This is a genomic window from Burkholderia sp. FERM BP-3421, assembly GCF_028657905.1.
GTDB lineage: Bacteria > Pseudomonadota > Gammaproteobacteria > Burkholderiales > Burkholderiaceae > Burkholderia.
The window spans coordinates 43,065-66,664 of sequence record NZ_CP117780.1; the positions used below are offsets into that span (position 1 = coordinate 43,065).

General features: G+C 66.8%; 17 protein-coding genes and 5 pseudogenes. 7 read left to right on the forward strand and 15 right to left on the reverse strand.

All coding sequences use genetic code 11. From position 1 onward, the window contains the following. Positions 1-99 precede the first annotated feature (99 nt). Positions 100-1,527, reverse strand: a complete 1,428-nt coding sequence (locus Bsp3421_RS01400; protein ID WP_273995445.1) for a phospholipase D-like domain-containing protein — start codon at positions 1,525-1,527, stop codon at positions 100-102. A 422-nt stretch (positions 1,528-1,949) separates the two neighbouring features. Here Bsp3421_RS01400 and Bsp3421_RS01405 point away from each other — a divergent pair, with 422 nt between their 5' ends. Beyond that, positions 1,950-2,837 (forward strand): patatin-like phospholipase family protein, encoded by an 888-nt coding sequence (locus tag Bsp3421_RS01405; RefSeq protein WP_273995446.1) that lies wholly within the window; start codon positions 1,950-1,952, stop codon positions 2,835-2,837. Positions 2,838-2,956: 119 nt separating this feature from the next. Here Bsp3421_RS01405 and Bsp3421_RS01410 read toward each other — a convergent pair. Beyond that, positions 2,957-3,190, reverse strand: a pseudogene (locus tag Bsp3421_RS01410) (Tn3 family transposase); the annotation flags it as partial. On the opposite strand from Bsp3421_RS01410, the pseudogene Bsp3421_RS34155 reads away from it, so the two are divergent. From Bsp3421_RS34155 to Bsp3421_RS01425, 4 genes and pseudogenes are all read left to right on the forward strand, one after another. Further along, positions 3,188-3,496 (forward strand): annotated as a pseudogene (locus tag Bsp3421_RS34155) (POTRA domain-containing protein); the annotation flags it as partial. The pseudogenes Bsp3421_RS01410 and Bsp3421_RS34155 sit on opposite strands and share 3 nt — an antisense overlap. After that, a pseudogene (locus Bsp3421_RS34160) lies at positions 3,475-3,714 on the forward strand (ShlB/FhaC/HecB family hemolysin secretion/activation protein); the annotation flags it as partial. The pseudogenes Bsp3421_RS34155 and Bsp3421_RS34160, both read left to right, overlap by 22 nt. Beyond that, the gene (locus Bsp3421_RS01420; protein ID WP_273995447.1) at positions 3,714-3,881 is read left to right on the forward strand and encodes a hypothetical protein; all 168 of its coding nucleotides are present in this window, start codon (positions 3,714-3,716) and stop codon (positions 3,879-3,881) included. The pseudogene Bsp3421_RS34160 and the gene Bsp3421_RS01420, both read left to right, overlap by 1 nt. Before the next feature lie 82 nt (positions 3,882-3,963). Continuing rightward, the gene (locus Bsp3421_RS01425) at positions 3,964-5,067 is read left to right on the forward strand and encodes a hypothetical protein (RefSeq protein WP_273995448.1); all 1,104 of its coding nucleotides are present in this window, start codon (positions 3,964-3,966) and stop codon (positions 5,065-5,067) included. On the opposite strand, the gene Bsp3421_RS01430 is transcribed toward Bsp3421_RS01425, so the two are convergent. The 11 genes from Bsp3421_RS01430 to Bsp3421_RS01485 all read right to left on the reverse strand — a co-directional run bounded on the left by Bsp3421_RS01430 (position 5,035) and on the right by Bsp3421_RS01485 (position 20,140). Further along, positions 5,035-6,066: a hypothetical protein gene (locus Bsp3421_RS01430; protein ID WP_273995449.1), complete on the reverse strand. Its 1,032-nt coding sequence runs from the start codon at positions 6,064-6,066 to the stop codon at positions 5,035-5,037. The genes Bsp3421_RS01425 and Bsp3421_RS01430 overlap by 33 nt on opposite strands. A 34-nt stretch (positions 6,067-6,100) precedes the next feature. After that, positions 6,101-7,387, reverse strand: a complete 1,287-nt coding sequence (locus tag Bsp3421_RS01435) for a lipopolysaccharide biosynthesis protein (RefSeq protein ID WP_273995450.1) — start codon at positions 7,385-7,387, stop codon at positions 6,101-6,103. Further along, on the reverse strand, positions 7,381-8,634 hold the full coding sequence (locus Bsp3421_RS01440) for a polysaccharide pyruvyl transferase family protein (protein ID WP_273995451.1): 1,254 nt from the start codon (positions 8,632-8,634) through the stop codon (positions 7,381-7,383). Before Bsp3421_RS01440 ends, Bsp3421_RS01435 begins: the two co-directional genes overlap by 7 nt. Then, on the reverse strand, positions 8,631-9,860 hold the full coding sequence (locus Bsp3421_RS01445) for a glycosyltransferase (RefSeq protein WP_273995452.1): 1,230 nt from the start codon (positions 9,858-9,860) through the stop codon (positions 8,631-8,633). Before Bsp3421_RS01445 ends, Bsp3421_RS01440 begins: the two co-directional genes overlap by 4 nt. Then, complete coding sequence (locus Bsp3421_RS01450; protein WP_273995453.1) at positions 9,857-12,130, reverse strand: polysaccharide biosynthesis tyrosine autokinase; 2,274 nt, start codon at positions 12,128-12,130, stop codon at positions 9,857-9,859. The genes Bsp3421_RS01445 and Bsp3421_RS01450 overlap by 4 nt, the downstream gene beginning before the upstream one ends. Positions 12,131-12,182: 52 nt before the next feature. After that, on the reverse strand, positions 12,183-12,641 hold the full coding sequence (locus Bsp3421_RS01455) for an arsenate reductase/protein-tyrosine-phosphatase family protein (RefSeq protein WP_273995454.1): 459 nt from the start codon (positions 12,639-12,641) through the stop codon (positions 12,183-12,185). After that, complete coding sequence (locus Bsp3421_RS01460) at positions 12,638-13,747, reverse strand: polysaccharide biosynthesis/export family protein (protein ID WP_273995455.1); 1,110 nt, start codon at positions 13,745-13,747, stop codon at positions 12,638-12,640. The genes Bsp3421_RS01455 and Bsp3421_RS01460 overlap by 4 nt, the downstream gene beginning before the upstream one ends. Before the next feature lie 186 nt (positions 13,748-13,933). After that, positions 13,934-15,307 carry an undecaprenyl-phosphate glucose phosphotransferase gene (locus Bsp3421_RS01465; RefSeq protein ID WP_273995456.1) on the reverse strand — a complete coding sequence of 458 codons (1,374 nt, stop codon included), beginning with the start codon at positions 15,305-15,307 and terminating at the stop codon, positions 13,934-13,936. Continuing rightward, a complete protein-coding gene (locus Bsp3421_RS01470) occupies positions 15,304-16,236 on the reverse strand; it encodes a helix-turn-helix domain-containing protein (RefSeq protein ID WP_273995457.1) in 933 nt (310 codons plus the stop codon). Before Bsp3421_RS01470 ends, Bsp3421_RS01465 begins: the two co-directional genes overlap by 4 nt. A gap of 1,218 nt (positions 16,237-17,454) precedes the next feature. Continuing rightward, entirely contained in the window at positions 17,455-18,042 is a 588-nt protein-coding gene (locus Bsp3421_RS01480) for a hypothetical protein (protein WP_273995458.1), read from the reverse strand. Positions 18,043-18,055: 13 nt separating this feature from the next. Beyond that, on the reverse strand, positions 18,056-20,140 hold the full coding sequence (locus tag Bsp3421_RS01485; RefSeq protein ID WP_273995459.1) for a hypothetical protein: 2,085 nt from the start codon (positions 20,138-20,140) through the stop codon (positions 18,056-18,058). A 382-nt stretch (positions 20,141-20,522) separates the two neighbouring features. Between Bsp3421_RS01485 and Bsp3421_RS34165 the strand changes: the two are divergent. Then, positions 20,523-20,593: pseudogene (locus Bsp3421_RS34165) on the forward strand (hypothetical protein); the annotation flags it as partial. Positions 20,594-20,622: 29 nt separating this feature from the next. Here the strand turns inward: Bsp3421_RS34165 and Bsp3421_RS01490 are convergent. Further along, positions 20,623-20,946: pseudogene (locus Bsp3421_RS01490) on the reverse strand (hypothetical protein); the annotation flags it as partial. A gap of 437 nt (positions 20,947-21,383) precedes the next feature. Continuing rightward, entirely contained in the window at positions 21,384-22,253 is an 870-nt protein-coding gene (locus Bsp3421_RS01495; RefSeq protein ID WP_273995460.1) for a glycosyltransferase family 9 protein, read from the reverse strand. A gap of 277 nt (positions 22,254-22,530) precedes the next feature. Between Bsp3421_RS01495 and Bsp3421_RS01500 the strand changes: the two genes are divergently transcribed. Then, the gene (locus Bsp3421_RS01500; protein WP_273995461.1) at positions 22,531-23,589 is read left to right on the forward strand and encodes a radical SAM protein; all 1,059 of its coding nucleotides are present in this window, start codon (positions 22,531-22,533) and stop codon (positions 23,587-23,589) included. Positions 23,590-23,600 lie beyond the last annotated feature (11 nt).

A 23,600-nucleotide genomic window follows, 5' to 3' on the forward strand; every position in this document is an offset into this window, starting at 1 on the left:
GCGGACGTCTCTTCTGTCCCGGAGAGACGCGCGACGCGCGCGGCCGCACGCGCCGGCGGCGAGGCCCGTCAAATCGGCACGGATGGCGCACGCCGAGGCTCAGAGGAAATCCCTGATCAGTATCGTCATCCACCGCCAGGCGCCTCCGCAGCCGGCGGCCCGGCAGCGCGCATCGGGATCCGCCAGCAAGCGGCGCTTGGCATCGCTCACCGGGCTGGCGTTGCGCAGGTAGTACGCCGCGCTGTCCTGCAAGGGATCGAGGCCGTCCTCGGGGATATCCATCCACAGGCCGTTTTCCGTATTCAGGCGGGCCGACAGCGGATCGAAATTGAAGCTGCCGAGATAATACCGATGGCCGTCGATGCGGATCAGCTTGGCGTGCATCATGCGGTTCTCCCGGTCGTTGTACTCGCGCACCTCGATCCCGGCATCGACCAAGCCGGACAGGTCGTCGGCATAGGCGCGGCCGACCGCGGGAAATTCCTGCGTGATGCTCGCCAGCGAGGCGCTCACCAGGATCACGCGGACGCCTTCGCGCTGCTTGCGCTCAAGCGTCTCGCGCAGTTCCGGCACCAGGATCAGGTAGGGGGTGATGACCAGGATCTCGCGTTGTGCCGTATCGAACGCGGACAGCATGTCCTGCAACGTGCCGGGCGAGCGCTTGTCGGGCTCGTCGTGGACATAGCGCAGGCGCTCGCAGGCGATCGGCATCCAGCCAGGATCGACATCCGCACCGGAAGCGGGCGCGGCGTCGGGATCGGCAGGCCTGTCGGAGGCGGTCGGCGTATCGGCCGCGGCCGGGTTCGCCGCCGGGGCCGTACCGTCGGGCGGAGCCAGCAGCCACTTGCGCCAATAGCGGATGCGCGCCGGGTCAAGCGTGGCATAACCCCGCGAGAGGCCATAGGGACTTTCGATGCCGAGGAATTTTTCCGGCTCGGGGTGCACTGCTGCCGGGCTGTCCCAGAACAGGTCGAAATGCCGGTGCATGGCGTGCAGGGCGGAAGCGTCTTGGCCGGCGTCGCCCGACACCATCAGATCGCGCTCGCTGAGCCAGTTGCGAAAGCTTGGATCCCAGATCGAGGTGCTGCCGATCACGGCCGTGTCGCCGACCAGGAACAGCTTGTCGTGCATGCGATGCGCGATCCCGATGAGATGGGATCGTGGGTGGAAGATTCGCAGTTCGATGCCGGGCGCCACCTCGTGCAGCGCGACGATGAGCTCATCCTCGAGGGGAAAGTGCGGCTCGGGGCCGATGCCGTCGATCAGCAGCTTGACCGGCACGCCGCGGCGCGCGGCCCCGGCCAGATGACGCAGCAGCAGGCCGCCGGTCTGATCGATTTCGAAGATGTAGGCGAGGACGCGGATCTGCTCGGCGGGCGTGGCATGGTCGACCAGTGCGATCCGCGACTGCATCAGCTGGCCGTCGTCGAGATTGGCGACCAGGTCGACGCATTGCGCGTGGCCCTGCAGGGAAAGGGCAAGCATGCATGCCGGGATGAGCGCCAGGCTTCTTCTTGTGGCGGTCATGATGCGGTGAATGGGTTCAAGATGTCTCGGGCCCTGCGTTCTCAAATGTCTGGAATGGCGGAAATCAAATACCTTACGAGTACCTTGTGTTCAGGCACGGCCGAGGCATCGTGTCCGGCTGCGATGCGTATTTCACCAGGCCGCCCCTATGCCGCGCACAGGGGGAAGGCATTTGCGTCAAGGATATCTTCATTGGCGAGTGGGGCGGAAATCCGGCGTTCCGGCGTTCCGGGGCACCGGTGAGCCGCCGGAGACGGCTGAAGCGTGGCGCAAGCGGGCACGCGTGTCGAGGTCCCGGCTGCTCCGGGCGTTGCCGACTGAGGCAGGCATGATGCGAATTGAGCTGCCTGGCAATTTGTGCGAATCTGTCTCGCCGACCTCGGCGTTCATCCTTTCCTACTGGCCCGTTTTGTGAGACAAGCATGGTCTTCGATCGAGGTGCGCGTCCGAAGCGGACCGCTTTCGTTTTTGCAGGCGGGGGCAGCCTCGGTGCGATCGAGGTGGGCATGCTGCGCGAACTGCTCAATTACGGTGAACGGCCCGACTTCGTGGTCGGCGCGTCCGCCGGCGCGATCAACGCCGCCTATTTCGCCGGACAGCCCGACCGCGACGGCGTCGCGAATCTCGAAGCACTGTGGTGCAACATCCGCCGGCGCGACATCATGCCGTTTTCCATGCTCGGCCTGTTGAGGACCATTCTTCAGAATCGCGCACACCTCGTCGAAACGACTGCGCTGCGAATGCTGCTGGAAAGGCATCTGCGGTATCAGTACGTGGAGCGCGCGTCGCTGCCGCTGCACGTCGTCGCGACCGATATGCTCAGCGGCAGCGAAATCGTGCTGTCGTCGGGCCTCGTCGTCGACGCCGTACTCGCCAGCGCGGCCATCCCGGGCGTATTTCCGCCGGTACGGATCGACGATCGGCTGATGGTTGACGGCGGCGTTGCAAACAATACGCCGATTTCGATTGCCGTCGCACAGGGCGCGACGCGTATCGTCGTGCTGCCGGCGGGCTTTGCATGCGCGTTGCATAAGCCGCCGGCGAGCGCAATCGCCCAGGCGATGCATGCGCTTACCCTCGTGATCGCACGCCAGCTCGTACGCGATTTGGCGTTCTACGAGACGCGCGCCGATATCTTCGTGGTGCCCCCCTTGTGTCCGCTCGACGTTTCGCCGTACGACTACACCCGGTGCAGGGCGCTGATCGAACTGGCGGCCGAGCGGACCCGTGCGTGGCTCGGCGATGGCGGTTTCGAACGGACCTGCATTCCGGGCGCGCTGCACGAGCATACGCACTCGGTTGAACGGTGACGTTGGTGCTTAGAGCCTGACCGACGCCTCGCGCCCGAGGATGGGGTCATGCCGATTGAACACGATCCGGCGATCTATGACGACAGGGGCGCCTTGTGACGGCTTCGACCGCGGATGCCGACGATCCACTTCGTGCCGTCAGCCGAGATGCGCTTGCCGGAGCCTCGAAACCTCGGCGGCGCAAATCGGTTGTAGGCGCTGATGACTTTCACGATCGCTTTGTCGAGGCGTGCCTCGGTCACGCATTTCAAATTCAGCCACGCGACTTGCTTTCGGCTGAGATTCTTGACTGACCGCGCCGTCTGCGTTGGCCCGAGATTGCAGCCGCAGCAGAACAGCGTCGTGATGAAGCGTTTGCGCGGCTCGTCGAGCTTCGCCTCGAATCCGGAAGCCAGTGTGCCGGTAAGCAAGGCATCGATATGATCGTCAAGGCGTTGTCGCGGGAAATCTTGGCACGCGGCAGCATCACGACACGCGTGTTGCTGCCGGAACAGGATTTGACGACCGGTACGCTGACGTTCTCACTGATTCCGGGTGTGATTCGGCAGGTCCGTTTCGCCGACGAGAAATTGCGCGGCACGTGGAAGACCGCTTTCCCGGCCGGTGACGGCGAAGTGCTGAACCTGCGTGACCTTGAATCGGCCAAACGGGTCAAGCGATCTACGCCGGGCTGGACGATGGACGGGTATGGGGGCCGCAGCCGGTCGTGCTTGTCGGCAGGCAACTCGCGGGTGCGGTGATAGGTGTCGGGGGCAGTGTCGCAACGCGCTTCGGCGGGTACGGTTACGACCGGTTTGTCGGCACGCCGGTGTACAAGCCATCCGGTTTCCCAACGGCCCGGGCCACGCTCGGTTTCCAGGTGACGGCGCAGTTTTGATGAAGAAACAACTGAACTGCTCGGTGCGTCGTGGCCCCGACGACGCTGGCGAGGACCGGGAACTGACCGCGTTTCCGACCGCGCAGATCGCCTTGGTCTTGTCCGCGGCACGCCGTTTTGGCGTACCGGCGGCGGATACAGACAGGGAATTGGCTGAATTATCCTAATCCGGCGCGCTAAGATCGCCGTGGCATGCGTCGTATCCCGACGGTATGACGCGTGCCGACCGTTCTTCCAGGGAGCCCCCTCATGACATCACGCTTCCAGCGCCGGCGCGGCGCGCCCGTCGTCGCCGCCTCATTCCCGCCGTCTCGTGCATGCGCGTTCGTTTGCGCCGCCATGCTGCTGACGGCCGCCGCGACCACCGCGCACGCGCAGCGAAACGCCGCGGTCGCGCACCCGCTGCCCACGACGACGGGCGAATTGCGCGTCGGCGTCCAGGTCGACGTCGGCAGCTTCACCATGGACGACGCCACGCGCATTCGCGAAACCGGTTTCGAGTTCGTGCGGTTGGGCGTGTGGGCCGACAGCCTCGGATCGCGCAAGTATCAACAACAGCTCGAGACCGCGTTCGCCCAGGCGAAAGCCGCGAGCCTCGGGGTATTGATGACGGTCCGGTCGTTGAACCCGTTCGGCACGCTGCCGGTCGATCCGTCCCTGCGCGCCGCCGTGCTCGAAAGCGCCGGCGCGACCTTCGGGCGCGCGGTCGCGGGGCTGGTCCAGGCGCATGCGGGCCAACTGCTCGCGGTCGAGATCTGGAACGAGCCGGACCTCGCGAAGTACTGGCCGCCCGGCGACGTGGAGGCGACCTTGCCGCCTTACATGCAGGCCGCCTGCGCGCAGTGGACGACGCTCGGCCGGCAGGTGCCGGTGCTCGGGCTGGGCTTCGCGCGGCCGCCGTCGAAAGGCTCGCTGCCCGACGCGCTGCTCGCGCAGGTCGTGCAGCGCGCACCCGGCTGCCTGGGCGGCGTGTCGTATCACGCCTATGGGATGACGGGCCCGCAGATATCCGCGGTCAGCGCGGACCTCCACGAGCGCTACCGGTTGCCCGCCGTCATCACCGAGTGGGGGGTGCCGTCGATTCCGGCCACGGGCGGCGACGCGGGTCAGGCCGCGCAGGTCGCGGCGTTCCTGTCGGCCGTGCGCGGCACCGGCGCGCCGCTCGTATCGATCTACGAATGGAAGGATTCGCCGAACGGCATCGACCTCGCCCAGCGCAACTATGGGCTCGTGACGGTCGGCGGGATGGCGAAGGCGGCGCTCGGCGCGGCCGGCGCGGAACTGCCGCGCGTCGAGGATCCGGTCGACCCGCCGCCGCAGTCATCGGGCGGCCCCGCGCCATCCCACCCCTGACCCGGATGCCGCGCTCGACGGCCGCGCGCGGGGCACCAGCAAGGTCATCGACAGCAGCGCGACGCTGGACAGATGCCGCATGTAGCTGCCGAGATCCGGCTCGAACAGCATCGACACCGCGACGTGCCCGATCACGAGACTGGCAAGCACGATGTCCGACGGTCGCCCCACCGTGTCGCGCGTCCGGCGCAGCGCCCGCAGCGCGGGCGCGACGGCGAGCGCGACGAACGCCTGCATCGCGACTTCCTTTGGCCCCGGCGAAAACAGCGGCGCGAGATTGAGCTTGCCGATCGCATACAGATAGTCGACGACGAATCCGTGGAACGACGACGGATCGACCGGATTGTAGAAGCTCGTGCGCGCGCCGAACGGCGACGCGTACACCAGGTAGTCGACCGCCATGTCGCGCGGATGCAGCAGCGCGTAGTAGACCCAGCCTGGCAGCAACGCGAAGCCCGACGCGGCGGCCGCACCCAGCACCAGCCGGCCGCGCGTCGACAGGGCGTAGAACGCCACGCATCCGAGCGCGATGACGGCGATCAGGGCGAAGTAGCTGCGGATGAACCCCGCGTACAGGCCGTAGAGCCCGAGCGCGGCGACGAGCGTGCCGCGTACCCCGTGACGGCGCGCGGCTGCCGCGACGAGCAACGAGATCAGCACGACGAGCGTGTCCTTGCTGGCCACGAACAGATTGAAGAACACACAGGGCGCGGACAGCACGAACGCCGCCGCCATCAGCCCGAAGCGATTCGCCGGACCCAGCATCGCCCAGATGAACCACGCGCCGATGCCCGCGATCAACAGGTCGACGCCGCCGCCGAACCATCCATAGAGCTTGCCGACGGCGTCGAACGAGGTGTCGGCGAAGGTGTCCGCGCCACCCATCTGCGCCTGGATCTTCTCGGCGTCGCGAAAGATGAACTCAGGCAGCAGCGCGCCTGCATTGCGATACAGCACCAGATAGCCGAACACATAAGCGGCCGCGACGGCGCGTACCACACCGCGGCTGAGTCGCCGTCCCCTCGGTGGGTGGTCATAGCGCATGGCGCTTCACTTCCCGCGACGGCGTGAAGCGTCCGGTTCGGCCGCCCGCGTCCGCCCGGACGAGCAGCCCGCCGAAGCCCGCGGCGAGCAGCACGCTGACGAGCAGGTGGCCGCAGGCCGCGCCGAGAACGCCGTGCGCGCGGATCGCATAGCCGATGACGGGCAGGCTGCCTGCCGTGAACAGCGCCGTGGCAAGCGCGAACGCGCGGCCTGCCCGCAGTGCGATCGCGGCGGCCCACAGCAGGTCGATCGCGCCGCGCAGCACGAACGACAGCAGCAGGATCGCGAGCAACAGCGTGCCGGCCGCGTCGAGCGGTTCGCGCGCCATCCGGAACAGCGGCTCGCGCACCGCGAGAATCGCGGCCGACAGCAGCAGCGTCGCGCCGAGCGACGCGAGCAGCGCACGCCGCAACGTGGGCGCGAACGCGTGCGGCTCGGTCGCGGCGGCACGGGTGAGCGCGGGGCCGGCCGTCGACACGATCGCCGCGAAGGCGATCGTCTGAATCGCGTTCGCGATCGACCACGCGAACACGTAGCGCCCGAGCGCATCCGCGTCGACGAGCCGCGAGGCGATCAGCCGCTCCGCGTATTGCAGGCCGGCGAGCAGCGCCGCGCCGACATAGAACGACAGGCCGTCTCGCCAGAGCGCAAGCGTGCCGGCGGCGCTGTCCACGCGGGTGGCCGCCGAGCAGGCGTCGGCCGCCGACGTGGCGAGCACGCGCCACGCCCAGCCGATCACGGTCACGTTGACCGCGACCCAAAGCCATAAAACAGTATCAAGCCGAACGATCGCGCCCGACGCGAGGCCGGCGATCGCGAGCGCCGGCCACGCGCCGGTGCGCGCGAACAGCATCAGCGACGCCGTCCGGGCGCGATGCAGCGAGAACACATATGTGTTGCACTCGAATGCATAGTGCTCGGCGATCGCGACCGCGACGATCGTGAGCCCGATGGCGGCGCGCGGCCCGTGTGCGGCCGAAAGCAGGTTCGTGTGCATCAGCAGCAGCGCGCCGGCGCCGAGCAGCAGATACGCCAGCGCATAGACGAAGCCGACCGAGCGCGCGTCACGGATCGCCTGGCGCGGCGCGGGCAGCGCGAGCCGACGGTTCAGTTCCGCGCTGAAGCCGAGGCCGAGCACTTTCGAGGTGATCACCGAGACCGCGATCGCGATCCCGTAGTCGGCGACCGCCGCGAAGCCGAGTACGCGCGCGATCACGATCGTCAGCGCGAATTTCGCGCCGAGCGCGGCGATCCGCAACGCGATGCGCATCAACATGGCGCGGTCTCCAACGGCATCGCCGCGTCGCGCAGGGCCGCGACGAGACGCGCGCGTTCGACCCGCAGCGCATCGGCTCGGCTCGTCGCCGCCTCCCAGAAGCGTAAGGCGGCGCGCGGCGCGTACAGATGGTCGGCGACGGCATCGGCGTCGAAATCGGCCGCGTTGACGACCCAATCGTCGAGACCCAGATCCGCGTAAGCGCCGAATCCTTTGCGTTCGTAGCTGAGATGGAAGGCCGGCACGCCGGCGAGGATCGATTCGAGCGCGCCGTGAAGTCGCACGGAGACGACGAAATCGGGCGGGTCGTCGGCGAGCACCTGGCGCAGGGACGGCAACGGGCGGGCGACGCCGAGCCGGCGGTAGAACGCCGCGTCGTCGTTGCCGCGCCCCGTGCTTTGCACCGCGAGCGTGATCCGGCTGCGGGACTCGAGCCGCGCGATCAGGCGATCGAGCGCGCGCCGGTAGCGGGTGCGCTGCGCTCGGCTCCAGCGCGGCGCGTCGCGCAGGACCAATGCGATGTGACGCACCGGCGCGACGGCGCCCGGCGCATCGGCGCCCGGCGCGACGGCGCCCGGCACATCGGCGCCCGGCGCGACGGCGCCCGGCACATCGGCGCCCGGCGCGACGGCCGGGCCCGGCAGCCGCATGCCGAACGCGAGCACCGCGAGGTCGGGGGCGCGGCGCGTGTTCCGATTGCCGCCCAACATCGCGAGCGAGCGGTCGTCGCGCACGAACACGACAGCGCACGCGTCGAGCAGCGAGGTGACGTGCTTCCGCCACGCGCGCGACATGAACGGCAGGCCGGCGCGCGCGGGACCGATGCTTTGCGGCAGATAGACCGCGGGCTTGCCCGACGCCCGCGCGGCGCGCAGCTGCAACAGATGGCCGGCTTCGAGCCGAAGCGCTTCGGTGAGCGTGCGAGCGCGCAGGTAGCCGCCGCCGACGCCGACGATCAGATCGGCATCGGCGAGCACCGGCGCGAGCGCGGCGGGCCCGCGCGACGACAGCCAGGCGCGCGCCACGGCCGCGAGGCGGCGCGCGACGCCGTGCTGCGCGAGCACGGGCGCGCCGAGCGGGTCGCCGGCGTCGGCGAACGAGTCGGGATCGGCGGCGACGATGGTGGTGCGCACGCCGTCGCCGAATGCCTCGCGCAGCAGTTCGACGGACAGATCGACGAGCAGTCCGTCGCCTGAGTTGCGACGGCTGTACGCGTGCAGCAGGACGACATGGAAAGGGCGTGTCATGAGCGGGTTCCGAAGACAGTTTCGTGATAGACGTTCAGCGTGCGGCGCACCATGCGCGCCGCGCTGAACCGTTCGATCGCGCGGTCGCAGTTGGCGCTGAGGCGAGCGAGCGCGCGCCGGTCGTCGTACAGCGTCCCGATCGCGGCGGCGAGCGGCTCGGCCGTCTCCTCGTTCGCGACGACGACGCCGATCCGCTCGGCCGCGACCAGTTCCTCGGCGCCCGCGACGCGGGTGGTGACGATCGGCAGGCGCGCGGCCATCGCTTCCAGATACACATACGGGAAGCCCTCGTAGCGGCTCGGCAGCACGAACAGGTCGAACGCGTTGAAGTAGCGGCGCGCGTCGGCGATCTCGCCGAGCGGCCGCACGTTGGGCGGATACGCACCGCGCGGACGGGCGGCGCTTTCCTCCAGGTCGCCGCTGCCGATCACGGCGATCTCGATCGCCTTGCCGTAGCGCTCGGCGAGCCGGTCGGCCGCGCTCATCAGGCGATCGAGACCCTTCTGGAACGAGAAGCGCCCGACGAAGCCGACCGTGAAGCCTTCCGGCGCGAGGCCAAGCGCTTCGCGCGCGGCGGCGCGCGGCAGGCGCGGGAAATCGGGCACGCCGTTGTGGATCACGGTCGTGAGGCCGAGCGGCAATTTGAGCGCGTGACGCGCGTGATGCGCCTCGTCGATCGATACGGCGATCAGTCGATCCGTCAGCCACTTGCCGAGCAGGCGCTCGATCGCGCCGTAGAACAGGCGCTGCGCGCGTGTCAGATGCGGGTTCAGCGTATAGAGTGCATGCGGCGTATAGACATGCCGCCACGATCCGCGGCATGCGCGGGCGAGCGCGCCCGCCTTCGAGCTGTGACTGTGCACGACGTCCGGCGCGATGCGCGCCAGATGCCGGAACAAGTGCGCGAACGCGCGAGTGTCCCGCCACGACACCGCGCGCCCCATCGGCACGCGTGCGAACGACGCGCAGCGGCTGACCGTGCGTTGCGTGAGGATCTGCGCATCGAAGCGATTGCCGGCTGGCGCGATCAAGTGGATCTCGACGCCGGCGTCGGCGAGCCCGTCGATCAGGTCGGCGACATGGACGCCGACACCGCCGCCCGCCGCCTCGACGACAAGCGCGACGCTCAGCGGGCGTCGCGCGTTCGCCGCGTCGCGCGGGCCGGGTCGTGGAACGGGCGTCGCAACGGCGACGTGCTGCGAGGTTTCTTTCTGCGACGTGGTCATGGTCTTCTCCATCGAGCGGCGGCTTGCAATACGCGCCGTACCCACCCGGGATGGGGCAGCGCGCCGTAGTCGTATTGGGTGTAGCGGTAGCCCTCGTATTTGCCGCCGTAGCCGCCCAGGCGCGGTGCGAATCCGTTGAGCACCGCGCCGGCGGACGTGACGCCGCCGCGGCGCAACCGCTTCAGCGATTCGCGCAGATCGCCGATGCGGGTCTGTCCCGCGCGGACGATCATCAGCACGATGGGCGCGTGGCGGCCGATCACGGTCGCGTCCGCCGCGGCGAGCACGGGCGGCGCGTCGATCAGCACGTAGTCGTAGCGGGCGCGCAGCGTATCGAGCAGCGGGCCGAGATGCGGGCCGAACAACAGCGCATCGGGATTCGCGGGCAGCGCGCCGGTCGTCAGCAGGTCGACGTGCGGGGCCACCTCGGGGCGCAGCGCGGCGTCGACCGGCATCGCGCCGTCGAGCACCTCCGCGAGGCCGGGCTGGCGCGCCAGACCAAAATACTGATTCAGATGGCCGCGCCGCAGGTCGGCGTCGACCACGGCGACGCGATGGCCGCTGCCGCCGAGCACGGCGGCGAGATTGGCGATCACGAACGACTTGCCCGCGCCCGGCTCGGCGCTCGTGATGAGCAGCGTACTGTTGCTCGCGCCCGACTGGCCGAAGCGCAGCGCGGTGCGCAGGCTGCGCAGGCTCTCGACCGCCGGATCGCCGGGCGCGTTGACGGCGAGCAGATGCTGGCCGCCCGCGAGCGCGGTGATGTGGCGATGGAGCGCGCGCTGCGCGGCGGCGGCGGGCACCACGGCGTAGACGTCGAGCGGCAGCGCGCGCTCGATCTCGTCCGGGCTCGCGACGCCGCCGAACAGCAGGTCGCGGGCGAATGCGAACGCGATGCCGAGCACGCAGCCGGCGAGCGTCCCGCCCAGTATCAGAACGAGTTTGTTCGGCTTGACGGGATCGTCGGGCACCACCGGAAAATCGACGATCCGCACGTTGCCGACTTGCCCTGCCTTGACGAGTTGCAGCTGCTGCACATTGTTGAGCAACGCCGTGTAGAGGTCGGTGTGAACGCGCACGTCGAGCGTGAGACGCGCGACGTCCTGCTGAAGATCCGGCATGCGCTTGATCTGGCGCTCGATGTCCGCCTGTGCCGCGCGCAGCGCGCCGATCTGGCGATCGAGCGCGACCAGGCTCGGGTGGCGCTGATTGAAACGCGTCGTCAGTTCGTCGCGCTTCTGTTGCAGCAGCAGAAGCTGCGTGCGCGTCTGCGCGTCCTGCTGCAGGCTGAGACGGGCTTCCTCGGGCAGGTCGATGGTGCCGTTCTGGTTGCGCATCGCTGTGAAGCGCGCCTCGGCGTCCTGCAACTGCCGTTTCATCGTCGGCAGCTGCCGTTCGAGGAAGGCCAGCGATTGCGCAGCGTCGGCGGACTTGCGCGCGACGTTCTGCGCCGCGTACTGGCGGCCGATTTCACTGAGCAGGCGTTCGACGCGGCCGGGATCGTCGCCCGTCAGCGTCGCGATCACGACGCCCGACTGCTTGACGCGTTCCTGGACGGTCAAGGCGTCCTGCACATCGCCGATGATCTGGCTGCGCGACTGGCGCACCAGCGCGAAGCGCGTGCCGGGCGGCGCCTGGAACCCGGCGACGTCGAGCGTGAGCGGGCCGTACGCCGACGCGATGGTCGCCGGCGCGCCGACGCGGCCTTGCACCGGCGCGTCGACGCCGGGGCCGCTCAGCAGCCAGACGCCCGGGAGCGGCGTCGTCAGCGTGAAGCGCTCGCCTTCCAGCGCGGCGGGCACGTCGAAGCGCGCGATGTCCGCGCTTTCGGCGCCCCACGCATAGCCCCCGAAGCCGGCGAGCCAGGCGGGCGGCACGCCGCCGATCAGCCGCGACAGCGGCGCGCCGATCAACGGCAAGCGCTTGGGCCGCGCGTCGACGAAGTAGCGGACGCGATCGACCGAACGGGTCACGACAAGCCGCGACGCGACGATCTGCGCTTCCGCGGCGGCGGACGATTTCACGTCGAAGAGCGCCGAGACGTCCGCGACCAGATTGTTGGCGGCCGCGCCTTCGGGGGCACTCTCGACCTGGATCATCATGTCGGCCTGATAGCGGGGCGGCAGCAAAACCGCGCCGAGCGCGCCGAACAGCAGGCCGGCGAGGGTGGCCGCGACGATCCAGCGGTGCTGGGCGATCAGGATGTCCAGCACGCCGACGAGATCGAGTTCGTCGCGGAGATCGTCGGGAAAATCTGCAGCAGTGGACATGGCGATAATCAGTGGGTGGGTCGTCGCGGGCGGCGGAACGGAAGACGGGGTTTCAAGGCCCGGACAGGGCGGCGGCCGCGTCGATCCGATCGCGCCAGTGCGTGACGCAGCGCTCGAGGTGATCCAGGCACGCGGCGAATGTCTCGGGCGGGCCGCCGTATGGATCGGCGACATCGGGTGGGCCGACGCCGGGCCCGGCGAGATTGAACACGCGGCCGCGCGTGAACGGGTAACGCGCCTCGAGGCGGCGGCGCTGCGCGGTTTCCATCACGAGGATCAGGTCGGCCCGTGCGCAGGCGAGGGCGGTCAGCGCTTGCGCGCGGTGCACGGACAGATCGAGCCCGCGAAGGCGGGCCGCATCGCACGCGCCTTGCGCCGCGGGGGCGCCGCCCCGCGCGGCGATGCCGGCCGAGCGGATCGTCAGGTGCGGCAGCGCGCGCCGCAGCAGCGCCTCCGCGAGCGGGCTGCGGCAGAGGTTCGCGTGGCAGACGACCAGGATCGAACCGATCACCACCAGCCTCCCTTCGCGGCATTCTGCACGTTGTAGGCCGCCGTCGTGCCACCGAGAAGCTGCGCGATCACGCGGTTCCAGCGCACGATGCCGGGCGCGTCGACGTAGACGACGTCGTCGGGTCGCAGTTCGATCTGCTGGGCGAGCGCGAAGCCCTGCGGCGATTTCGCGTTCAGGTGGTACACCTGGGCATCGATCGGGCGGCTGAGCGCGAGCGGATCGCGGCGCACGTCGCGCAGTTCCCGGACATTCTCGGGCGGGCGCACCAGATAGATCTGTGACGGATCGCTCGTCTCCTGGCTCGGTTGCGCCATGCCAAGCGCTTGCGACAGCGTGAGGCGGCCATCGGAGCGGAACTTGACCGCGCCGGGACGCTGCACCTCGCCGAGCACGAACACGTTGAAGTCGCTCTGCGGCGGCACGCGCAGCACGTCGCCGTCGACGAGCGGGACGCGGCTCGCGTCCAGTCCGCGCGACGTGTACTCCGGCAGGCAGACGCCGTAGCGTCGGCCGGCGCGCAGCAGCGTCATGCGGCTCGCGTCGCCCGTGCTGAGCACGCCGTCCGCCTCGTGCAGCGCCTGCGCGAGCGTCATCGGCACGTCGGTGATCGGTTTCACGCCGGGCGAATGCACTTCGCCGTTCACGTACACCTTCTTGCTGCGGTAGCCGATCACGCGCAGCGAGATCTGCGGATCGTGGATGTACGGCTCGAGCGCGGCCTCGAGCCGCTGCTGCGCCTCGATCTCGGTCATGCCGCCGACCCGGAAGCGCTTCACGTACGGAAACTGCAGCAGGCCGTCCTCGCTGACGACGTAGCCCGGCAGCCGCTGGCTCGCGAGGCCGACGCTCTGCGGCTGCGCGCCGCCCGTCGAGCCGATGTCGTAGGTGAGATTCGGCATCACCAGTTCGGGGTGGTCCCAGACGATGACGGAAATCACGTCGGCCGGGCCGATCCGGTAAGGCTCGCCCATGCCCGCGAGCGCATCGGTCTCGCAACGTTTCGCGAGTGCCTGTTCGTTGAGCGCGTCGAGTTGCGCGATATTCGACGGAGCGAGTTCGGTGACCGCGATCGGCGGCCCGGCCAGCGCGCGCGCGTCGAACTTCATGCCGGGTGCGAGCACACAGCCGGACAGTCCGCACAGCAACGACAGAAGGGCGCACCCGCGTGCAAGCCCAGGAAGTGGAAACAGCATCGTCGATTCGAATGAGAGTGGGAAAGACTGCCGCGCCGCCCCGCCCGGGGATCCGCGGCGCGGACCCGCCGAGGCGGCCGCGGACGACGCGCGGCCGGATCAGTGTGCGTTGGCGCCTCTGAACCCTTTCAGGACGGTGAGCAGCACGATCTTCAGGTCGAACCAGAAGGTTCGGTTGCGAATGTAGTAAAGGTCGAACGCGACGCGGTCCGCCATGTTCTCGACGCGTCCGGTTTCGCCGCGCAGGCCGTTGACCTGGGCCCAGCCGGTGATGCCCGGCTTGATCCGGTAGCGATACATGTAGTGCTTGACGAGGTTCTTGTAGAACTCGTCATGCTGGGTCGCGTGCGGACGCGGTCCCACGACCGACATCTCGCCGCGCAGCACGTTGAGGAACTGCGGCAGTTCGTCCAGGCTCGTGCGGCGCAGGAACGCGCCAATCCGGGTGATGCGTGGATCGTGCCGCGTCGCCTGCGTGACCTGGTTGGCGTGCTCGTGATGCACGACCATCGAGCGGAATTTGTAGATCGTGAAGACCGCGCCGTCGGCGCCCATGCGGCGCTGGCGAAACAGCACGGGACCGGGGGACGACAGCTTCACGGCGATCGCGATCGTGGCGAGCGCCGGCGCGAGCCCGATCAGCGCGAGCGCGGCGAACATGCGGTCGAAGATCGCCTTCGGCACGATCTGCAAGCGGTTGACGGGCGAGGTCACGATATTGATCGCCGGGACGCCGAGCAGCTCGACGGCGCCGGCGTCGCCGAACGCGAGGCTGCCGAGGTCGGGGAAGAAACGGATGTTGACGAAATCGTGCTGGAAGGTCTCGACGAACCATTCGACGGGCTGCGCCTCGCCCGGCCGGCCGACGATCCAGACTTCCGACACCTGCTCGCGACGCACCGCGACGACGAACTCCTCCAGCCGGCGGGTAACGGGCACGCCGAGCACGTTCGTGTTGTCGTGTTCGCGCATATCGAACACGATCGCGGGCCTGAAACCGGCGTGGCGGGCGAGCAGGACCCGCTTCACCATGCGGCGGATCTCGGTGTCGCCCGCCACGATCGCGACCGCGCGGCCGTTGCGGCCGGTGCTGCGCAGATAATTGAGCGTCGCGCGGATCGACACTTTCGTGCACAGCAGCCCGACGATCGACAGCAGGCTCCACAGCGCGAACCAGCCGCGCGACACCAGCGTGGATTCGCGCGTCGTGAACACCAGCACCACGTTCATCGCTTGCACGGTCGTCCAGGCGAGCAGGGTGTTGAGCAGCAGCGCGAACACCGGCTTGCCGCGCCAGGAGCGGTAGACGTCGAACAGCGGAAAGATCACGAGCGACAGCGCGACCGAGGAGCCGACGAGCAGGGCCTGGAGATCGGAGAAGCCGCTCGCGGTGTCGAACCGCAACAGATGCGCGCCCAAGGCGGCGAGCAGGATCAGGAAGACGTCCGCGAGTTGCGACAGAGTGGGAATCATGCGGCCCTCCCCGCGGCGGCGCGGTAGCGCGCCGTCACGCGATACTCGGTGGGCGACATCGCCAGGCGCTGGCGGAACAGCTTCGCGAGGCGGTCTCCGCAGCCGAGTCCGGCGCGGCGCGCGATCTTGTCGACCGGCAGGTCCAGGTCGGCGAGCAGCGCGCAGGCGAGATCGAGACGCGCGCGCAACAGGTACTCGGACGGCGTCACCCCCATCTCCAGCTTGAAGCGGCGCAGGAAATTGCGCTCGCTCATCGACGCCATCTGCGCGGCGTCGGGGATCGACAGGCACTGTTCGCAATCCTCGCGCATCCGGTGCGCGACGGCTTTGATCGGTTCGCTGATGCGCGCCGGCAGCGTGTCGGGCCATGCGTTCGGCGGAGCCGCGAGGCGGGCGGTCGTCAGTTGCTGCGCGACGCGCGTGGCGAGCCCGGCGTTCGACGTGCGACGCACCAGCGACAGCGCGTGGCCGGCGGCGTCTGCGTACTGCGGCTCGTTGACGCCCTGCATCGCGGGCATCGCGACGAGCGCGAGACCCTCGCGGTAGGCGGTCTCGCGGACGTTCGGGTGGGCGAGCAGCCGCCGCCAGTCGAGCGCCTCATCAGCGGAACGGGGGGCATCGCCAACGACGAACAGCATGTCGAAACAGCCCGCGTGCCGCACGTCGGCGCGCTCCGTCCACGTACACATGCCGGAGCGCGATCGCACCATTCCGCCCCGCGCGGAGAGCCAGTTCACCGCGTAGGGCCGCGAGCCCGGCGCATGCAGGCGGTTGGCTAGATCAAAGATTTCGGCCACGTTGCTCGCGTCGGGCAGCGGAAAGAGATCCTGCAACAGGATGCCGATCTGCCAGGTGACGCGGGCCGGCGCGGAAGCGGCGGCAGGAGGAACGCAATCGACGAGTACGGAAAAATCGGCAGCATTGTCCATTGATATCCCACTGTATATTTACGGATTCCTTTCTGAAATTGAATATTAAGGCTTGTAAAGCCATGAGCCGATAGCGGCGTCGGATCGAGCCTGCATATTGTCGGATTTTGTCGGGGATTTGCCGCAAAGCGAAAATCCCGAGCGTTGATACTAAATAAATGATCGAATTGTTATTGGTTTTATATTTTATTTAGAAGCCTTCAGTGAGGCTGGGGCATGCGACGGCGGCAGTCGGGGCAAGTAAAACGATATGATAAGTTCGAAGCGAATACGCGGTTTTACGTAGCCGGAGAACCAGGTATTCGTGTGTTCGGCCAGCCAACGATACCGTCCGAGCAGCTCGCCGCTTTGCTTGTGGCGATGGGCCTGCGAGCCGTGGCGCTTACCGACTTCACATGATACTGGCAACGAGTAAAGTCGGAATTCTTGTCCGAAGTCAATTTAATGGGGCGTCTTTAGTACGCTTGGGTTTGATGGAGACAGTGAGTTGGCGGCCACTTTTTGTCACCGCGATTCAAGGAAGTTGCTGGGCGGCGCCAATTATTCTGGCTGGTTTGAATTGAGTCGCGAACGTTTGGCTCGGGTCTGGCGAGATTTTTTTGGCTTTGCCTTTCTTCCACTGAGTACGCTAATTCGGCTGATAAATCGGATGCAGGAATATTCCGAGTTGACATGACTTTTCTCCGCGGCAAAGTGAGTGGCGAGGCCGCGGGAGGCGGTTGCAGAACGCCGCCTTCGCCCGTACCGGCAGACCTCGATGAGTGAGCGACGGCGAACCCGAGATTCACCGATTGTCGCGCTGCGCCTGATTCGCGTCGGCGACTCGAAGCACGCGCCCCAGGCGCTTGTGTTCGATGCAGCGCCTTGATCGATTTCGTCCAGGCGGTCCTCCTTATTACCTGCAGCGCAACACACGGCCATCGGTCAGGCTTTCGATCCCATGCGGTCGATCAGCTTCCGTTCTCGTGCGTATCCTCCAGCAAGTACATCAGCCGGGCGCACTGTACCGTAAGCGATTTCGTCACTTTTCCCAGCTCGGGCCGCCGTCGGCGCCAAGTCCAAATTCTCGTCGGGTGCGTATTGAAGCCGCTCTTCGGCGGCTTTGCGAAGCGCGCGTTGTAAGCGGCCATGGAAGAGGGCATATACCGCTGCCCTCTCGATCCTGATTCTCCGTGCGCGGCGGATCGCCGGCCGCGTGCGCGGCCGGCCTCGAACGCATCATGGACAGGCCGTGCGTCGCATGTACCAGTCCGCCCGCGGCTCCGTCTCGACCCGCGTGCCTTTCGGCACCGACGTGTTCAGCAAAACGAACTGCCAGCACTGGTGACGTGCATCGTCGGTCAGCGTGACCGGCCGGTTGACGTCGACGCGCCGTGGCTCATCGTGCTCGAGCAGATAGACGAAATCGCCGTTGATCTTGCTGACGACGTGGCCGGGCAGCAACTGGCTGCGCTGGCCGCCGTTTGCCGTCAGCCGCAGCCATGGGGTGTCGTCCCCCGCGGTGCGAAAGGTCATGATCCGCATCGGCCCCGCCGGATGCATGACGACCCATGCCGCGACATACTGGGCGCCCAGGTGCCTGGGAAGCTGCGCCGGCCAGGGCGAGATGCTGACCTGCTGTTCGTCGAGCCGGAATTGCAGCCCGGCCTTCGCATGCAACTCGAAGTGCGGCACGAGCACCTCCGCCGCCGCGCCTGCCACGGGCGGCGGGGAGAGACCGTCGATTCGCAGGGGTTCCGCGGGAAGCGGCATCGACAATCCGAGAAGTACGGCGACAGCGGCGCCCCGCAAACCGAAAGTGGCCATCCATGATCTCCCGTTACTTGGCGCTGACTTGCTTCAGATGCGCGAGCAAGGCCGCGGGCAGGGCTTCTTCCGTCTCGATCCGGCTGACCTTGATCAGCGGCGGCTGAACGGCGCCGATCCCAAAGCTTTGCGCGATTCCGACGAGGTTGTAGTTCTTGCCGGTCACCAGCGCGAGATGATCCCAGTCATTGTAGTCGCGCAGGATCGCATAGACGGGTCGGCCGAAGTTGTCCGTCTGAGCCGTCAGCGACAATAGGTACGGAACTTCCTGCTTGACGCCGTCCAGGTTCCAGTCGCCAAAAGCGGTGGGCACGGCCCCCGCACCCCGGCCGACATAGTCATTTTCGCTGAGCGCATTCTCGTTCAGGTTGAGGCCGCTACCGTCGGAGTAGTCGATCTTGAAGCTGTCCGAGGTCGGGCCGTGCGGTAACGCGTTGGCGGGATACGTCCCCGCCGCATAGATTGCGTTCGGCATCCTCGTATTGGGCACCGGGACGCCGTCCCAGGCATTCCGACGATAGTAGTAGCGCTCGACTGCATCAGTGCCGGTGCCGTCGGTGGGTACGCCCGACAGCTGGTACAGATAGTTCATGATGCTGAGGTAGTTCGGCTTATTGTTGATGCCTACGTCGCCGCCGTGTTGCAGACCCAGGCTATGGCCGAATTCGTGCATCAGCGTGGCGGCCTGGTAGTTCACGCGTATCATTTTCCCTGCGTCACTCAGGTCGTTCGCGAGGGCCCCTCCTAAGGTCACGAGCGCCTTGTTGCCGGGTAGCTCGGAAGAACCGGACGATCCCGCGCCGCCGTTGCTCCGTTGCGAAGAGGCAAGCAGACCATAGCGGAAGAAGGCCCGGCGTCGCGGATCGACGTACTGGCTATAGTATGAATACATCGACGTGCAGCCGTCGTCGAGCTGTGTGCGGCTCGGATTCTCGCCGAGCGTGGTGACCTGCGAGCACCTGTTGAAGGGGCGTTCGTGGCTCTTGCCGTCAAGATTGTAGTGAGTGCCGTCGACATTGGCGGAGAAGCGTGTCCCCGCATCGAAGTGCACCACGATGTGGTGCGGGTTGAACGCATTGACCATCTTGGTCAGCGCGGCCTCCTGCAACTGGCGGGCCGTGTCCTGGCGAGCCGCGCCGGCGTCGTCGCCCATGTAGTCAAGCTGGATGAACATGTCCTTCTGTCCCTTCCGCGCGCCCATCGCGTACAGGTTCAGGCCTGCGTAGGTTCCGCTCGCAGCCTTGGCCGTGTCGGGGATACCGTCGTGATCGCTGTCCGTGACGCCCGCCGCCACGTCGTTGGGCCCGCCGGGCGTCGGGAAGTTGACCAACGTCCAGTCCTTGCTGGTTCCGGTGACGGTGAAATGGTTGCTGAGACGGACGAGGGACTGGTCATGCGTGTCCAGCGGATCCAGTGACTGGCTGCCGACGTAAGTCGCCGGAGGTGTGGCGAAAGCCGGCACGCTCGGGCCTGCCCACGCGGCCCTGGTGAGCGGAGCGGTGGTGTTCGCGCCGAAGCGGACGAAGTCCACCGTTTTTGCCGCCGCCGTCGCGGTTTTGGCCGCCTGCAGCTCGATGAATCCGCCGCTGTTGCTCCAGTACGGCAGGTAGGTCTCGCTGGCGTCGAGAATGTAGACGACCTTGCTGGTGTCGGTCACGGTCGAATTCGTCAGGTAGGACGACTTCTTCCCCGCGATCACGACGTAGCCGTGGGCCGGGATCGCCACGTCAGGCAGCGCGTAGTCGACCGATTCGCTGATCTGCGACGGATCGTTCTGTTCGATGCCGCCGGTGCGCAGCACGTAGTCCCTCAGGTTCACCGCGACATCCTGCTTGTTGTACAGCTCCACCCACGCGACGCTGTTGGTCACGACTCCCGTGTCATAGTTCTTGTCCTGGCGAAAGTTGCCCGCCACTTCACTGATGAACAACCCGGTCGGCGCGACCTCGGCGGCTCGCTGTTCCGCCATGGATTGAGCGGATTGGGCGGCGTTCGCCTGTGCTGATGTACCGGCGGCGGAGGACGGCGCGGGGCTGCCGTCACCGCCGCAGGCGGTGAGAAGCAGCGCGGCGCAGAACGGGAAGAGCTTCCAGAGCATGTGCAGCCCGGCATGGCGTATGCAGACGTGACGCATAGTGTTCCCTCTGTGTGGCGGCGGCGGGCCCGAACGGCGCTGAGAACCGACCAGCCTGCCATTTATGTTTGATAGTGAAGAAATTTCAGTGGGTGAGCGATCTTGCTTAAGCGCACGAAAAACAGGTAGTCCTCCTAAAAATATAAAGTGATAATTTCCATGCTGCTTTCCGATAATCGAACCCTGTCGGTTAATAAGATCCAATATGTGAACACGTCTCTTTACGAAATGCTTTCGCGTGCTTTAACGTTGACAGGATGGGTTGCAGCTGACTTTCCGCTGCGGGTTCCTATGAAATCCACTGACTCGCGTTCACATTCTCACAAGCGCTGAGAAGGCGAGATAGTTGCCCGCGAGCTTGTCGTATCGAGTGGCGACGCGACGAAATTTTTGATGCGATTGAAGAAGCGTTCAACGATGTGTCGAGTTCGGTGCAGCACTCGGCTGTGCCGACGTTTGGCCTTTCGATTCGACCGTGGCGGGATGACAACCTTGCCACGCGCGGCACGGATCGCATTCGCACAGGCATCCGAGTCGTAGCCTTTGTCGGGAATTCCCGCGCCCGTGCGCACATGCTCGACCCAGGCGTGCGCGCACGAATTATCGACAACCTGTCCCACGGAGAGGCTCATGCGCAGGGGGCGTCCGGCTTCATCGCCAGCCAGAGGCGGCTTGGTCGTCAGTCCACCGCGCGAACGCCTTCCTTGCCTGGCAAAACCGATTCGATTTGCGCCCACCTCCATCGGGCACAGCTTGCCATCCGCAAGCATCAACAGAGCGGCTGCCCGCGTGCGCGTGTCCTGGTACGGATGATTGATCGGCAGCGGCTGCAAGATCTTCCCCTCGATTTAAATCAGTACACCGATGCACTTAGTTCAGCGCTCCAACGAGCGGTTTCGCCGAAGTTGGAAAACTTCAATCCCGTTTGCCAGCAATACTTATCATCATCGCGTGGCGTTTATCGCGCATTGCTAAACATAATGAATGGTGGCTTGTAAAACTGCGAAATATTTAAGACGAGATGAAGCGACAATCAAATTAAAGAAGCAAGTCATTTTCACAAAAATCGACAAATTTTCCGGCGAAACGCCGAGATCCAGGTTAAAGCCACTGCGTTATACCGAGGTCGGTCGTCGATATTCAGCCGCTCGGTATCGGGACGTAATGGCCTTGCCGGATCAAGCGCCCGCGTGAGGCCGTCCACGCATTAACGCGCCGGCTCCATCCCCGCGGCGACGAAAGCCTCGACCGCCGCAAGGATCTGGCTTTCCGTCAGGCGCTGGGCCTGCACATGCCGGACCGTTTCCGTCCGGATCGGCCGAAACACCGTCGATGTATCGCATCCCCACACGAACAGCACGGGGCGACCGAGTTCCGCTGCAAGATGGCTGAGTCCCGTGGACCCGCCAATGCACGCGTGCGCACTGGCGATCAGGTCGACCAGTTCGCCGCCGGACAGGTCGGTCAACACGTCGACGCCGGGCGGCCAGGCGGCCAGGCCGCGCACGGCGGACAGGCCGACCACGGCGGTCGGCGCGCGCGACGACGCGAACGCGGCGATGGCCTGCCAGCAACCCAGCTGCTGACAGCCCGTCATCGCATGGGGAAACAGCAGCAGGCGGGCGCCGGGTGCGCCGGTCGTGCGCAGTGCCGGTCTCGGGCGGCCCTGATCGGGCAGATCCAGCATGCTTCTGAATATGTCGGCGAAGTGCGCATGGCCCCAGCGCCGCACGCTGGCCGGGTCGTCCCATTCGCGCGTCGCGCGCGGATGGATCGGTGTGTCGAACAGATGTCGGTAGGCGGGCCAGTCGAGCCAGGCATTCAGCTGCTGCAGATCGATCACGCCGCCGCGCGGCCGCAGCGAGCGGGCGAGCCGGAAGGACGCGGGTTCGGTCGCGACGCAACGGAATTCGATGTTGTCGATGCCGAAGCGCTCCAGCACACCGGCGACGGTCGGCGTCGCGACATAGATCAGGCGCGCATGCGCGCGGCTCGCCTCGTGGGCGATCTCCCAGGTCAGCAGGTTGTCGCCGATTTTCGTGATGTCGGGCGGAAAGTAATAGGCCGTCGAATTCATCGCGCTCCGCTTGGTAGGGTCGCGAGATCGTCGCGGCGACACGGGCGATCGGCGGGAATATCGGACATCTAATCATTCGCGGATTTTCCGGGGCAACTACCAATTCAGGTAGTTACGCGTCGGGGGAAAAGGGGTTGCAATCACCGCACGGCATCGACGACGCATGTGGACGGAGCGAGTCCGCATGCGCGTCCGGCGAACCCGGCACGTACGCAGGGCGCGGCGCCGTGCTTCAGGCGCCCGGCTCCCCACTCAGTCCCTGACGGGAAGAGAGAACATGCGTACCCAGACAGTCCGCTTTCACGATACCCGCTCCCCGGACGTACCCGAGGTGCATGCGAGCCTGCCGCGCGCAATCTATGTCGAGTTGACCGACCTGTGCAATCTGACTTGCCCGATGTGCCGGTGCAGTCCGGTCAAGGGCAACATCCTGCCGTTGCCGCTGTTCTCGGAGATGGCCGCGGCCCTGTTTCCATCCGCCGATTTCGTCGATCTGCGCGGTTGGGGGGAAAGCACGATCATCCCCGATTTCGAACGTTACCTCGACGTCGCACAGGCCTATCCGGTCAGGGTCAAGCTGATCACGAACGGGGTCGCGCGCCGGCCGGGGCTGTGGGCGAGGCTCGGCCGCGACGGGATCACGGTCGGCGTGTCGTTCGATGCCGCCGACGCCGACCTGTTCCACGCGCTGCGCGGCGGGGCGGACCTGGGTCAGGTGATCGCGAATCTCCGGATGCTGGTCGATGCGCAGCGTAGCGCCGGCCACGATCCGGGCGAGCGGCTCTATTTCTGCATCACGGCGAGCGGCCGCAACGTCGGGCAGCTCGACCGGATCGTCGAAACCGGCATGGCGCTCGGCGTGCGGCGTTTCAAGATCGAGCCGCTGCACGCGGCCGACGACGATCCCGACCGCCTCGAGCGCCACGCGGACAAGATCCCGCCGGCGCTCGCCCGGCTGGCCGCGCTCAGCCGCGACCACGACCTGATGATCGAACTGTCGGCGTCGCTGCTGCCCGCCGGCACCCGCGGCGATGCGGTGCGCAAGACCTGCATCCATCCGTGGGAATACCTGTATATCAACAGCCGAGGCCGCCTCGGCTTCTGCGATCACCTCAACGGTCGCGACGAATACACGTTCGGGGACTGGCAGACGGACGGCTTTGCCGCGTTCTGGAACGGCGCCGCGATGCGCCGGCTGCGCGCCGAGCACCTGAGCCGGCTGTCCGGCGACACGATTACCCAGTGCGTCGACTGCAACTGGTGTTACGAGCGTCGCTATATGGATCTCGAGGACTGGATCGCGCCGGACTGGTCGGCTTATCGCGTAACGGTGTAAACGGACGGAGA

Coding starts and splice junctions, on each gene's coding strand:
- Bsp3421_RS01400 (WP_273995445.1), bottom strand. CDS start 1,527: ATGACCGCCACAAGAAGAAGCCTGGCGCTCATCCCGGCATGCATGCTT.
- Bsp3421_RS01405 (WP_273995446.1), top strand. CDS start 1,950: ATGGTCTTCGATCGAGGTGCGCGTCCGAAGCGGACCGCTTTCGTTTTT.
- Bsp3421_RS01420 (WP_273995447.1), top strand. CDS start 3,714: ATGAAGAAACAACTGAACTGCTCGGTGCGTCGTGGCCCCGACGACGCT.
- Bsp3421_RS01425 (WP_273995448.1), top strand. CDS start 3,964: ATGACATCACGCTTCCAGCGCCGGCGCGGCGCGCCCGTCGTCGCCGCC.
- Bsp3421_RS01435 (WP_273995450.1), bottom strand. CDS start 7,387: ATGTTGATGCGCATCGCGTTGCGGATCGCCGCGCTCGGCGCGAAATTC.
- Bsp3421_RS01440 (WP_273995451.1), bottom strand. CDS start 8,634: ATGACACGCCCTTTCCATGTCGTCCTGCTGCACGCGTACAGCCGTCGC.
- Bsp3421_RS01445 (WP_273995452.1), bottom strand. CDS start 9,860: ATGACCACGTCGCAGAAAGAAACCTCGCAGCACGTCGCCGTTGCGACG.
- Bsp3421_RS01450 (WP_273995453.1), bottom strand. CDS start 12,130: ATGTCCACTGCTGCAGATTTTCCCGACGATCTCCGCGACGAACTCGAT.
- Bsp3421_RS01460 (WP_273995455.1), bottom strand. CDS start 13,747: ATGAAGTTCGACGCGCGCGCGCTGGCCGGGCCGCCGATCGCGGTCACC.
- Bsp3421_RS01465 (WP_273995456.1), bottom strand. CDS start 15,307: ATGATTCCCACTCTGTCGCAACTCGCGGACGTCTTCCTGATCCTGCTC.
- Bsp3421_RS01470 (WP_273995457.1), bottom strand. CDS start 16,236: ATGGACAATGCTGCCGATTTTTCCGTACTCGTCGATTGCGTTCCTCCT.
- Bsp3421_RS01480 (WP_273995458.1), bottom strand. CDS start 18,042: ATGGCCACTTTCGGTTTGCGGGGCGCCGCTGTCGCCGTACTTCTCGGA.
- Bsp3421_RS01485 (WP_273995459.1), bottom strand. CDS start 20,140: ATGCTCTGGAAGCTCTTCCCGTTCTGCGCCGCGCTGCTTCTCACCGCC.
- Bsp3421_RS01495 (WP_273995460.1), bottom strand. CDS start 22,253: ATGAATTCGACGGCCTATTACTTTCCGCCCGACATCACGAAAATCGGC.
- Bsp3421_RS01500 (WP_273995461.1), top strand. CDS start 22,531: ATGCGTACCCAGACAGTCCGCTTTCACGATACCCGCTCCCCGGACGTA.